14 protein-coding genes are annotated in these 13,110 nt (G+C 40.5%); 13 read left to right on the forward strand and 1 reads right to left on the reverse strand.

Features of this window, described 5'->3' with window-relative positions; translation table 11 throughout:
* The first annotated feature begins 50 nt into the window (after nt 1-50).
* The 13 genes from raiA to NT010_02230 all read left to right on the forward strand — a co-directional run bounded on the left by raiA (nt 51) and on the right by NT010_02230 (nt 11,329).
* A complete protein-coding gene (raiA, locus tag NT010_02170) occupies nt 51-575 on the forward strand; it encodes a ribosome-associated translation inhibitor RaiA (GenBank protein MCX5804863.1) in 525 nt (174 codons plus the stop codon).
* Nucleotides 572-1,033, forward strand: coding sequence for a PTS sugar transporter subunit IIA (locus NT010_02175; protein MCX5804864.1), 462 nt, complete (start codon nt 572-574; stop codon nt 1,031-1,033). The genes raiA and NT010_02175 overlap by 4 nt, the downstream gene beginning before the upstream one ends.
* Nucleotides 1,034-1,091: 58 nt before the next feature.
* Complete coding sequence (hprK, locus tag NT010_02180; GenBank protein MCX5804865.1) at nt 1,092-2,033, forward strand: HPr(Ser) kinase/phosphatase; 942 nt, start codon at nt 1,092-1,094, stop codon at nt 2,031-2,033.
* Nucleotides 2,030-2,875, forward strand: a complete 846-nt coding sequence (gene rapZ / locus NT010_02185) for an RNase adapter RapZ (protein MCX5804866.1) — start codon at nt 2,030-2,032, stop codon at nt 2,873-2,875. The genes hprK and rapZ overlap by 4 nt, the downstream gene beginning before the upstream one ends.
* A 33-nt stretch (nt 2,876-2,908) precedes the next feature.
* A complete protein-coding gene (locus NT010_02190) occupies nt 2,909-3,319 on the forward strand; it encodes a PTS sugar transporter subunit IIA (protein MCX5804867.1) in 411 nt (136 codons plus the stop codon).
* Nucleotides 3,320-3,325: 6 nt separating this feature from the next.
* Nucleotides 3,326-3,592 (forward strand): HPr family phosphocarrier protein, encoded by a 267-nt coding sequence (locus NT010_02195; GenBank protein MCX5804868.1) that lies wholly within the window; start codon nt 3,326-3,328, stop codon nt 3,590-3,592.
* Nucleotides 3,589-5,367: a phosphoenolpyruvate--protein phosphotransferase gene (ptsP, locus tag NT010_02200; protein MCX5804869.1), complete on the forward strand. Its 1,779-nt coding sequence runs from the start codon at nt 3,589-3,591 to the stop codon at nt 5,365-5,367. The genes NT010_02195 and ptsP overlap by 4 nt, the downstream gene beginning before the upstream one ends.
* Nucleotides 5,368-5,433: 66 nt before the next feature.
* Entirely contained in the window at nt 5,434-6,597 is a 1,164-nt protein-coding gene (metK, locus tag NT010_02205; protein MCX5804870.1) for a methionine adenosyltransferase, read from the forward strand.
* A gap of 150 nt (nt 6,598-6,747) precedes the next feature.
* A complete protein-coding gene (gene ahcY, locus NT010_02210) occupies nt 6,748-8,073 on the forward strand; it encodes an adenosylhomocysteinase (protein MCX5804871.1) in 1,326 nt (441 codons plus the stop codon).
* Nucleotides 8,073-8,993 carry a PfkB family carbohydrate kinase gene (locus tag NT010_02215; protein MCX5804872.1) on the forward strand — a complete coding sequence of 307 codons (921 nt, stop codon included), beginning with the start codon at nt 8,073-8,075 and terminating at the stop codon, nt 8,991-8,993. Before ahcY ends, NT010_02215 begins: the two co-directional genes overlap by 1 nt.
* Nucleotides 8,994-9,258: 265 nt before the next feature.
* Nucleotides 9,259-10,044, forward strand: coding sequence for a 3-methyl-2-oxobutanoate hydroxymethyltransferase (gene panB / locus NT010_02220; GenBank protein MCX5804873.1), 786 nt, complete (start codon nt 9,259-9,261; stop codon nt 10,042-10,044).
* 69 nt (nt 10,045-10,113) lie between these two features.
* The gene (gene panC, locus NT010_02225; GenBank protein ID MCX5804874.1) at nt 10,114-10,968 is read left to right on the forward strand and encodes a pantoate--beta-alanine ligase; all 855 of its coding nucleotides are present in this window, start codon (nt 10,114-10,116) and stop codon (nt 10,966-10,968) included.
* Nucleotides 10,961-11,329: an aspartate 1-decarboxylase gene (locus NT010_02230; protein ID MCX5804875.1), complete on the forward strand. Its 369-nt coding sequence runs from the start codon at nt 10,961-10,963 to the stop codon at nt 11,327-11,329. The genes panC and NT010_02230 overlap by 8 nt, the downstream gene beginning before the upstream one ends.
* A 140-nt stretch (nt 11,330-11,469) precedes the next feature.
* Here the strand turns inward: NT010_02230 and NT010_02235 are convergent, their stop codons facing one another.
* Complete coding sequence (locus NT010_02235) at nt 11,470-13,035, reverse strand: 5'-nucleotidase C-terminal domain-containing protein (GenBank protein ID MCX5804876.1); 1,566 nt, start codon at nt 13,033-13,035, stop codon at nt 11,470-11,472.
* Between the last annotated feature and the right edge of the window lie 75 nt (nt 13,036-13,110).

Here is a 13,110-nt window from a genome sequence, read left to right on the forward strand (position 1 = left end):
ATAAAAACTGACGACTGATGGTTAAAGCCGAATTGATCATTGGAGGCAACATGGATATAACAATAAGTTTCAGGCATCTTAATCCGGATGATAATCTAAAACAATATGCTGAAGAAAAACTTACAAGATTACAGAAATTTGTTGAAGTGCCTCTTGATGTACATGCAGTACTTTCGCTTGAAAGAAAATACAGATATAGAATAGATGTCATGTTCACTTTGAATGGTGTTGTTATAAATGCCCATGAAGTTATGGATGATATGCATGCTGCTGTAGATAAAATACTTGATAAACTTGAAAGAAGACTCACAAGGTATCGGGATAAGCTGAAAAAATACAGAGAAAATAAGCCAAAACGCGCTGTTTCTGCAAACATAGAAGCAGAATCGAAAATTATTATGACAAAGGCTATTAATGCAAAACCAATGGACCCGGAAGAAGCCATTATGCAGCTTGAAGCATCCGGGGATAGTTTCATCATATTCAGCAATACCGAAATGGGTAATATCTGTGTAGTTTACAAGAGAAAAGACGGGAATTTTGGCCTGATTGAAACGACAGGAAAGCCTGTATGAGAATAGAAGATATACTCAGAGAATCCTGTGTTGTGTCAAATATAAAAAGCAAAGGGAAAAAAGAAGCCCTTTTTGAGCTTGTCAGTGTTTTAAAGGAGGCAAACCTTATCAAGGATGTTGAAAAAGTGGTTGATATTGTCCTTGAGCGCGAAAAGCTCGGCAGCACAGGAATAGGCGATGGCGTTGCAATACCTCACGGCAAGATGAAGGGCATAAACAATATCCTTTGCGTTTTTGGAAAATCAAAAAACGGTGTAGACTTTGATGCAGTTGACAGAAAACCTGTTCGGATCTTCTTCTTGCTGCTTGCACCTGAGGATTCGGCAAACCTGCATCTCAAAACATTGTCGCGCATTTCAAAACTATTGCGCGATCCTTCATTTAAAAAGAAACTTATGGATTTGAATGATTCACATGAAATATACAGCAGTATTATCGAAGAGGACAGAAAGATTTGACATTGACACTTTCGTTTTTTAAAAAACCTGAAATCCAAAAACTAATAAGTAAAAACCGATGAAGGGCGTAACGGTTCAGGAACTCAACGACAACAAATCATACGGATTGGAATTGGAGGTTATTTCCGGGTTCAAAGGTCTTTCAAGAAAGATATACAATCAGAGAATACAGAAGCTCGGGCTTGTAGTTACAGGTCATACTGTATATCTGCACCCCCATAGAGTTCAAATCCTCGGCAGCACTGAAATCTCATATCTGAGATCGATTGAAAACCAGGAATGTCTGAAAATAATTAAAGAACTCTGTAAGCACGATGTGGTCTGTTTCATAGTAACACGTAATCTCAAGGTTCCGGAATATTTCCTTACAGAAACAGAAGAAAAGGGTATACCCTTACTACGCTCCAGGCTTACGACTTCAGTGTTTATTGAAAGGATCACTAAGCTTCTTGAAGAAAAACTTGCTCCTTCTACAACCGTTCACGGGGTTTTAGTAGACATTATGGGAGTTGGGATCCTGATTATAGGAAGACCGGGTATCGGAAAAAGCGAAAACGCCCTTGAACTTATTATGAGAGGACACAGACTTATAGTTGATGATGTAGTATATGTAAAAAAAATGGGCGCCATAGATCTTTATGGAGAATCGCCTGAAATGATTGAAAATCTTTTAGAGATAAGAGGTATAGGTGTCGTAGATATAGGTCGTCTTTTCGGGGTTTCTTCTGTGAGAAAGAAAATAAAGATTGATTTTGTAGTTGAACTGGTTGACTGGAACCAGAAGGAAGAGTATGACAGAATTGGTTTTCAGGAAGATAAATACAGGCTTCTGAGTATTGATTTACCATTGGTAAGGATTCCAATCAGTCCGGGGAGGAACGTATCTACAATTATTGAGCTTGCCTGTAGAAATTACATTCTTAAAAAGCAGGGGATCAATACTGCCTTAGAACTGGAGGAAAAAATGCTGAAATCCATGAAGGTGGAAGAAATATCTTGAAATTCATAATTCTCAGCGGCATTTCAGGTTCAGGAAAGACAACATTCTTAAGAGCACTTGAAGATACAGGCTATTTTTGTGTAGACAATTTTCCACTTGTTTTGCTGAAAAATTTTTCATTACTTTCAAAAATGTTAGGCGATAAAGTACAAAAGTGTGCGCTTGTCATAGATATAAGGGAAAAGGAATTTTTTGACTTAGGCAAGAAGATTCTTAAACGTATCAAAAAGCAACCTGAAGCAGAACTTATTTTTCTTGAGAGCTCTGACGAGGTTTTGCTTAAACGATTCAAGGAAACAAGAAGACTCCATCCTTTGAATGCCAATTCAAACATAAAAGATGCATTAAAAGAAGAGAGAGAACTTATAGGATGGATAAAAGATATTTCAGACAAAGTAATAGACACTTCAGCTCTTACTCCTCACGAACTAAGACGTTTTGCGCTCAAAAATTACAGCCATACTGAATATAAAATGAAAATAAACCTCATGTCCTTTGGTTATGCTTACGGGATACCACTTGAAGCAGATATGGTTCTGGATGTAAGGTTTTTACCGAACCCTTTTTTTGTTGAGGGTTTGAAAGATAAAACAGGTCTTTCGGAAGAGATATCTGAATATATTATGTCCAACGATGTTTATAATAAATATTTTCTTTTGCTTTTGGATTTTTTGTTATATCTTATACCGCTATTTGAAAAAGAAGGTAAAAGTTATCTAACCATATGCTTTGGATGCACCGGGGGGAAGCATCGATCTGTTTTTATTACAAGCAAACTCTTAGAGAAGCTTTTGTGCATGCATTATGATGTATCGACGATTCACAGGGATATTGATAAATAATAATGAATGGAAATGGTACGGCAAGGAGGCATAATGATCGGGATTATAGTGATAGCCCATTTTAACCTGGCAAAACAGATGGTAGCAGCCACCGAGCTGATAGTAGGTAAGCAAAAACAATTTGAATCGGTTGATATTTTTCCTGACGAAGATGTAGATAAAATCAAGAAAAGACTTACGGATGCTGTAAGCTCTGTTGAAAAAGGTGATGGTGTATTGATAATGACGGACATGTTCGGCGGCACACCTTCCAATATAAGCCTGTCTTTGCTGAACGAAGGAAAGGTTGAAGTTGTTGCCGGAGTAAACCTGCCTATGTTAATTAAACTTATTACTTACCGTGAGGGAAGACCGCTGGATGAACTTGCCAGCTTTATTACTCAATATGGTCAAAGCAACATTTACCTTGCAACAGATATATTAAAAACAAGAAAGAAGGCATAAGATAAAGTGGTGGAGGGTGTTTTTGTTATAAAAAACAGGCTGGGTCTTCATGCAAGGCCTGCAGCTACATTTGTGAAAAAAGCAGATGAATTTGACTCAAGCATATGGATTGAAAGGGATGGTACAGAGGTGAACGGAAAAAGTATAATGGGTCTTTTGATGCTTGCATGTCCTCTGGGGAGTAAAGTTAAAATAAAAGTTGATGGAACCGATGAGGAAAAGGCTTTTAAAGAACTTGGACAATTAATTGAAGACGGGTTTTACGAGACATGAGTGAAGATGTTTCTTCAAACAAGATTCTGAAAGGTATAGGGGTTTCATCCGGTATAACCCTTGGGAAAATACGCCTGCTTGAAAGGGGTAAGATATCTATCAGCAGACGTTCCATCAGGAAAGAATCCATAGAAAACGAGATCAATAGATTCCGGCAAGCCGCAGAAAATGCCATAGATGAGCTTAAAAGTATTAAAGAAACAATACTGGATGATGAGATAAGGAAGCACGCATTTATTATTGATGCGCATATGATGATTCTTCAGGACGTTTATTTTTCAAATGCTGTAATTGATGCAATAAGAGAGAAAAAAATAAATGCAGAATGGGCTCTTGATATTGTTGTATCAAAGTTCCTCACAAGCTTCGAGAAAGTTGAAGATGCCTATCTGAGAGAGCGCGGCCAGGATATTAAATATATATACGAAAGGCTTGTAAGAATACTTGTAAAAGGTAAAGTATCAGATATAGATAATGTTGGTATAAAAGGAAAAACAATAATAGTTGCCCATGACCTGTCTCCTGCAGACACCATTCAGCTGAACCTCAATAAAATATTCGGGTTTGCTATTGATGTAGGCGGGCGCACATCACACACCTCGATTATTGCCCGGGCGCTTGAAATCCCGGCAGTTGCTGGTACCGGTAATATCACGAGTCTTGTGAAAAACAATGACACAGTTATAATCGACGGCGAGGAAGGTATTGTAATAATCAATCCTACGAAAGATGTGCAAAGAGGTTACATTGCAAAGCACCTTCATCTCAAAAACCAGAGAAGGGAGCTCTTGAGGACTGCAAAACTAAAGGCTGAAACAAAGGATGGATTCAGAGTTAAAATAGGTGCAAATATTGAATTTCTGGCGGAGATGGATATCATTGAAAAATATGGTGCCAGAGGAGTAGGCCTCTATAGAACCGAATATATCTACCTGTCAAACAAAACTCTGCCTACCGAGATGGATCATTTTCAGATATACAAAAAGCTCGCAGAAAATAAATCATTGGAATACATAACAATAAGAACCCTGGATATAGGTGGAGACAAATTGACCTCCAATGTTGATATCCCGAAAGAAATAAATCCTGCAATGGGTTTAAGGGCAATAAGACTATGCATGAGAGAGACAGAAATTTTTAAATCCCAACTTATGGGTATATTGCGGGCAAGCGCCTATGGTCCTTTGAAAATATTAATTCCTATGATCTCAGGTATTGAAGAGGTAAGAAAGGTAAAAGAGATCATAAGAGCATGCATGGAGGAACTGACCATTAAGGGAGTCAATTTTAATAAAGATATAAAAATAGGTATCATGATGGAAGTGCCGTCGGCTTGCATGATAAGCGATATGCTTGCACCTGAGGCAGACTTTTTCAGCATAGGAACAAACGACCTCATTCAATATTCTCTCGCTATTGACAGAGGAAATGAATATGTATCATATCTTTACGAACCGCTTCATCCTGCTGTACTAAGAATAATAAAGCAGACTGTTGAAAATGCCCATGCTCATAAAATTGAGGTTGCATTATGCGGAGAAATTGCCGGTGAACCCCTGTATACGCCGATTATGCTCGGATTGGAGCTTGATGAACTGAGCATGAACGCATATTCTATCCCGAAGATCAAAAAAATAATCCGCAAACTTGAGCACAGCTATTGTAAAGAATTATTGAATAAAATTTTGAGCATAGAATCCGCAAAAGAAGGTGAATCCTTACTGAGAAAAGAGATGGCGAGATTTTTTCCGGAGGATTTTAATATAAAATTATAAAAAACAGTAATTCTGTGCTAAGTTTATAACTTAACACGATAATATTAAAAAACAGGAGGCAAAAATATGGGAATGAGCAGGTATCTATTCACATCAGAATCTGTGGCAGAGGGGCATCCTGATAAGGTGGCCGATCAGATATCTGATGCAATACTTGATGCATTGATTGAACAGGATCCAAAATCCAGGGTAGCATGTGAAACATTAGTTACGACAGGAATGGCGCTAGTTGGCGGGGAAATCACCACAAGCGTATATGCAAATGTGCCGGATATCGTCAGACAGACTGTTAAAGATATAGGTTACAACAATTCAGCTATGGGGTTTGACTGGGAAACATGTGCAGTTATCACAACAATAGATGAACAGTCGCCTGATATTGCAATGGGTGTAAATGAGTCAGATGACCATGAGCAGGGAGCCGGCGACCAGGGTTCGATGTTTGGGTATGCCTGTAATGAAACGCCGGAATTTATGCCCATGCCTATCATGTATGCCCATAAGCTGATAACCAGGTTGGCAGAGGTGAGAAAAAAGAATATATTGAATTTCTTGAGGCCTGACGGAAAAAGCCAGGTAACTATAGAATATATTGACAGGATACCGGTTAGGGTTGATGCAGTGGTAATTGCTGCTCAGCATAACCCTGATGTATCTATAGCTGCAATAAGGGAAGGAATCACTGAAGAGGTGATAAAAAAGGTAATCCCTCCTGAACTGATGGACGAGAAGACTAAAATCTATATCAATTCTACAGGTAGATTTGTTGTAGGAGGACCCAAAGGTGACTGCGGTATGACAGGAAGAAAGATTATTGTTGATACATACGGCGGTTTTGGCAGCCACGGCGGAGGAGCTTTTTCCGGTAAAGACCCTTCAAAGGTAGACAGAAGTGCCTCATATATGGCACGCTACATTGCGAAGAACCTTGTAGCTGCCGGTCTTGCAGACAGGCTTGAAGTACAGCTTGCCTATGCCATAGGTGTTGCTCAGCCTGTTTCAGTTATGATCGATACCAAGGGAACGGCAAAAATAAACCCTGACAGAATTGCCCAGATCGTGAACGAGCTTTTTGATATGAGGCCGAGGAAAATTATCGAAAGGCTTAATCTTCTCAGGCCAATCTACAAAAAGACCGCATGTGGCGGACATTTTGGAAGAAACGAGGAAGAGTTTACCTGGGAACGGCTTGATATGGTAGATGCGATCAGAAAGATAGCAGGAATATAGCAGTAATACAGAACAGTTCACCGTATAAGACTCACGGTTTACTATATAATACCTTAAATTTAAGGCTTTTAAAGTCTGACAATCGCCGGATAGCTTAACCTTGATTTTATTGCGACAATTACGTAAACCTTGAAAAAATTAGGAGGAAAGATGGAATATGATGTGAAAGATATAGCCCTGGCAGATCAGGGCTACGATAAAATTGAGTGGGCAGAAAGAAGGATGCCTGTTTTACGGAAGATACGGGAGAGATTCGCAGAAGAAAAGCCTTTAAAAGGTGTAAGAATTTCCTGTTGCCTGCATGTTACCACAGAGACGGCAAATCTTGCGAGGACACTGAAAGCTGGCGGCGCGGATGTAGCGATCTGTGCATCAAACCCTTTAAGTACACAGGATGATGTTGCTGCTGCCATTGCAAAACATATGGAAATTCCAACTTATGCAATCAAGGGGGAGAATGAGGAACAATATTATACACATATCATGAAGGCCCTTGCCTTTATGCCGAATATTACCATGGATGACGGTGCTGACCTTGTCGGGGCTCTGCATATGATCGCCTTGAAAAGATACGATGCGCTCCACGGCTCTATAAAAAACTGGTTTTTAAAACTCGATGAAAAGAAGAAAAAGAAACTGATCGGAAATGTTATAGGCGGAACAGAAGAAACAACAACAGGTGTGATAAGACTGAAAAGTATGGAAAAAGAAGGCGTACTATGCTTCCCCATCGTAGCGGTAAACGATGCATATACGAAACATATGTTCGATAACAGGTACGGCACAGGACAGAGCACAATTGACGGCATTATCAGGGCCACAAATATCCTTTTTGCCGGCGCAACCTTTGTTTTGTCCGGTTACGGATGGTGCGGCAAGGGTGTTGCCATGAGAGCAAAGGGGCTCGGTGCGCATGTAATTGTCACGGAAGTTGACCCGCTCCGGGCGCTGGAAGCGCATATGGACGGCTTCGAGGTGATGGATATGGCACATGCCTGTCAGCGAGGTGATATATTCGTAACGACCACCGGAGATATACATGTGCTTCGGGCGGAACATTTCAAAAAAATGAAGGACGGTGCAATTATCGCAAATTCCGGGCATTTTAATGTTGAGATTGACATAGATGCCCTTGAGTCAATGAAAAAGAAAAAAAGAAGGATAAGAGAATTCATCGAAGAATATACCCTTCCCGGGAATAAAAAGGTCTTTCTTCTTGGTGAAGGAAGGCTGGTAAATCTTGCCTGCGCTGAAGGACATCCGTCGGATGTTATGGATATGAGCTTCGCCAACCAGGCATTATGCTCGGAATATATGTGGAAAACCGGCAAGAAACTGGAGAAAAAGGTCTACAGTGTCCCCAAAGAGATAGATGAAAATATCTCATTTTTAAAACTTGCATCAGCAGGTATCACGATAGATCAATTAACGGAGGAACAGAAGATATATCTTGCTTCCTGGGAGATGGGTACATGATAAAGCTCCTCGTTATCGGGACCGTTGCCTATGACTCCATAGAAACCCCTTTCGGCAAAGCGCCTGATGTCCTTGGAGGGTCAGCTCTCCATTTTACCAATGCAGCAAGCTTTTTCACGGATGTTGGTATTGTAGCTACAGTTGGAAAGGATTTCAGCTTAAGCGATATAGAATTCCTTAAAGCGAGAAATGTTGATTTAAGCGGGATAAAAATTGATGAAGGAAAAACCTTCAGGTGGGAAGGGAAATACGGCTACGACCTTAACCAGGCAATTACGCTAAAGACAGAGCTGAATGTTATTGAAACCTTTAAACCTCATGTCCCGGAAGATTTCGGGGAAGCTGATTTTGTTTTCCTTGCGAACATTGATCCTGTACTGCAATCTTATGTCATCGATCAGATTAAAAAACCGTCTGCAGTAGTTGTCCTTGATACGATGAATTTCTGGATAGAGAACAAACTCAATGAGCTGATTGATGTTATAAAAAGAGTTGATATGCTCGTTATTAATGAGGCAGAACTGAGGGAAATATCCAGGGAATACAATCTTGTAAAGGGAGCGCGGAAGATTATGGCATATGGCCCATCCTGTATTGTAGTGAAAAGGGGTGAATACGGCGTCCTAATGCTGAACAGAGAAGAAGTATTTCTTGCACCTGCTTTTCCTTTGGAAGAAGTTTTTGATCCGACCGGCGCAGGTGATACTTTTGCAGGCGGTTTTATGGGCTATATTGCAAACATGGGCAATACTTCACCGGAAACGCTTAAACAGGCTATTATCATGGGAACTGTCATGGCATCTTTTAATGTGGAGGACTTCAGTATCAACAGGATTAAGGGGCTTGAATATGCAGAAATCCGCGAGCGGTACAAAGCCTTTAAGAATTGCCTTCAATTCGGGGATATAACGTTGGAATAAATATTTGATAAAACAATAAGTGAATCCCGCCTCCGGCGGGATTTTTTTGTTAAAAGTCAAGGCAGGCCAGACAACCCGACGCCGATACTTATCTTAATGGAAGATGTGGATTAAAGTATAAATATATATTGACATTGCCTTTCAATACTGTTTTAATACTGTCACATACCGCTTGGATCCAGACCCTGGACCGAGACGGAAGGAAATGGAACAATTCTAAGCCTTCTGAACCGCGTTCAGAGGGCTTTTTTATTTAGGAGGTTGAATGGACAAAGTGACTGTACCGGCAGCAAGAGAGAGAAAAGGCAAAGAGAAACTTGCTATGCTCACTGCCTATGATTATGTGTTTGCAAGCATAATGGATCAAGCAGGAATTGATATAATTCTTGTAGGAGATTCTGTTGGTTCAGTCATGCTCGGTTATCCCAATACAATACCGGTAACAATTGAAGAGATGATCCATCACACAAAACCTGTTGTAAAGGCCACAAAAAATGCCCTTGTTGTTATAGACATGCCCTTTATGTCATACCAGGAAAGTACAGAGCAGGCAAGACGTAATGCCGGCAAAATGATAAAAGAAACCGGTGCCGAAGCAGTAAAGCTTGAAGGCGGCGTGGGAATGAAGGAAGTCATTAAGGCCATTGTTGATATAGATATCCCTGTCATGGGGCATATCGGGCTCACACCGCAGTCAGTGCATCGTATGGGCGGCTATAAGGTGCAGAAAGAAGAAGAGAAGTTGATTGCCGATGCGTTAGCAGTGGAAGAGGCAGGCGCATTTTCAATAGTACTGGAATGTGTACCCAGAGACATCTCAAAAAAAATTACCGATATGCTGTCCATTCCGACAATAGGTATAGGTGCAGGTCCGGATTGCGACGGACAGGTACTTGTTATTCATGACCTTCTTGGATTGCTTGGCGATTTCAGACCAAAATTTGTTAAGAATTATCTGAACCTGCGTACAGAAGTTGAAAAAGGGATAAAAGACTATATTGAGGAGGTCAGAGGCGGCACATTTCCGGATGACGCCCACTCTTTCCATTGATGCTGAAACATTTTACATTGCGGAATTTGAATTAAGCTGCTATGAACTGTTAATGGATCAGGATTTGATATGAGGATTATAAAAACAGTAAAAGAGATGCAGGAAGTTGCCGATGAACTTCGAAAGGATAAAAAAATCGGTTTTGTTCCTACCATGGGCTATCTCCATGAAGGCCATCTCTCTCTTGTAAGGAAAGCAAGGGAAATCAGCGATGTTGTTGTAGTCAGTATCTTTGTTAATCCTACCCAGTTCGGACCATCTGAAGACCTTGCAAAATATCCGAGAGATTTTGAACGGGACAGGGACCTCCTCGAAGGGGAAAAAACCGATATCATCTTTTTTCCTGACGCAAGCGAGATGTATCCGGAGAGGTATTCTACTTATATACAGGTCAGGGAACTGGAAGACCACCTTTGCGGAAAAACAAGAACAGGCCATTTTATCGGTGTAGCTACAGTTGTTGCAAAATTGTTTAATATCGTCAAACCCCACTTTGCAGTATTCGGACAAAAAGACTACCAGCAGTTGAAGGTTATTGAGAGGATGACAAGGGATCTCAATATGGATCTGGAAATTGTCCCCTTTCCCACTGTTAGAGAACCGGACGGGCTTGCTATGAGTTCAAGGAATACTTATCTGAGTCCTGTTGAACGAGAAAAGGCACTCCTCATATATGCATCAATAAAAAAAGTTGAAAGCCTTTTTAAAGACGGTGAGAGAGATGCATCCATTCTTATTAATGAAGCAAAACAAATTTTAGGCACAAAAGAAGGTATACAAATTGAATATGTAACCATATCCGACGGTGAGACACTTATTGAAACCGAAAGGATAGGAAACAAAGCAGTCCTTGCTATTGCCTGCCGTGTAGGCAAGACAAGACTCATAGACAATACTATTTTGACGGAGGCTTACCATGTTTAAGACTATGATGAAATCAAAAATCCATAGAGCAAGGGTCACTGAAAGCAACCTTGATTATGAAGGAAGTATTACTATAGACGCAACGCTTATGGAAGCTGCCGAAATCATACCGTACGAACAGGTGCAGATCTACAATGTCACAAACGGTGAACGTTTTACTACATACGCAATAAAGGGTGAAAAAGACTCGGGCGTGATCTGCTTAAATGGTGCAGCAGCCCATAAGGCAAGGAAAGGCGATATTATCATCATAGCGACATATGCTATGTATGATGATAAAGAACTCGCAGTTTTTAAACCGAAAAAAGTATATGCAGATGACCTGAACAGGATAAAAGACCAGTTAAGACTGGTAAATTAGATATAAGCTTTGTAAAAAGTTTCTGTCACTTTAGTATTATGGAAAATTTAAGAGTTTTTTAATACCATAAGACTTTTGTGAAACTCTAAATATGCCGTAATTAAGCCTGCCCCGGAAAACACGCTCATTACATTCCGGCATTACCTTATCTCAACTATTCTTCCCTCTGTGGCGGGTGCTATCTTCTTTCTGGATTTAATATAGTCAATGACAATATCCCTTAACCATCTGCCGGGGTCGTTGTAAATAATGGTCTTTCCTGTTATTGCCCTTCCTGTTAACGAATAGTCCCCGGATTCATTTATTGCTTCCCTGAACAGTTTATACCCGTCCCCGCCGGCTGCAAGGAAATCATTCGTACTGACAGTATAATGCTTATCAGGCTCCAGAGGCACGCCTGCAACAAAAATATCCTTAATTTTCGGGAGATTATCCCCGGAGAACACATAACTGAAGGTAACGCCGGAAACCTGGGGGAACCTGCCTCCGCCTTTTTTTATTAATGATATGGCATTTTCCAGAGTTTCCTGAATCTGTTTTCCGGTAAGGGTGAAGGCGATGATGTAATTATCAAAGGGTAATGCTGTATATATATCATCGGTCTTTATTTCTCCCTTTTTAATACTTGTCCTTATGGAACCCCCGTTAATTATTGCTATCTGTGTGCCGGATGTCTGTCTTATAATATCAGCCACAAGGTCCCCGAAGTTCGTCTCAGCCCATCTTGTATTTTTTCCGTCAAGATCGGTTTCTGTTTCCCCGATAACCTCCTGCAGAAGTGCATCAAACTTTTTGCTGTATTTATCGACAATTGAGGCAACAGCCTCATCTTTATTTAATTGTTCTTGTTTTATTTCAACAAGCCTGTCCTTTACCTCTGTCATCTTACCATCTGCAACCTTAACGTCGAGGACGCCAAGAACCTTACTGTGTTCCCAGGCCTGCACAATCACTGTTTTTCCTACTAAGGCAGGCCGTTCAACCTTTGTGTGTGAGTGGCCGCCGACTATTATATCAATGCCTTCCACCATTTCTGCCAGCACCATATCCTGGTGATAGCCTATATGCGACAGGACAATAATCAGATCCACTTTGTTCCGCAATTCTTTCACATATTTCTCTGCTGTTTCGACCTGAGATAGAAATTTCAGACCTGTAAGGTTTTTCGGGTGCGTTATTATCGGCATTTCCTCTGTTGTTATGCCGATGATTGCTGTCTTTATCCCGTTCAATTCTTTGAGCACATAAGGCTTAAGAGGCGATAATTCAGCTTTTCCGGGCATCTGCCAATCTGACACTACGTTGGCACCGAGAACAGGAAACTTAGCTTCTTCAATCCTTTCTTTTAAAGCTTTTTGTCCGAAATCGAATTCATGATTCCCCACAACCATAGCATCAAACTTCATTTCATTCATCACTTCGATAACGGACTTCCCCTGAAAGAGGTTTGCCCAGCTATTCCCCTGGATCATGTCTCCGGCAGCGAGAAAGAGCGACGGTTTTTCCTTGCTGAGCTCATTTGCCAGCCATGCAAGGCATGCAACGCCGCCGGCATATTCTTCTGAACCATAAGGCTTATAGCTTTGTGCAAAACCATGAAAATCGTTCATATACAGGATTCTTATTTCGCTTTCATTGCCGTGCAGGATTGAGCCATAAACAATAATTAAAAGCAGGCACGAGACAATAAAAAGCAGTCTTTTCATGTTGAATCTCCTTTGGATTTCAGTTGTTATGTTAAAAGGCTTCATCTTATTGAGCAATTTTAGCTACTTTCTCTT

It is taken from the genome of Pseudomonadota bacterium (genome assembly GCA_026388275.1).
In the GTDB taxonomy this organism is placed as follows: domain Bacteria; phylum Desulfobacterota; class Syntrophorhabdia; order Syntrophorhabdales; family Syntrophorhabdaceae; genus JAPLKB01.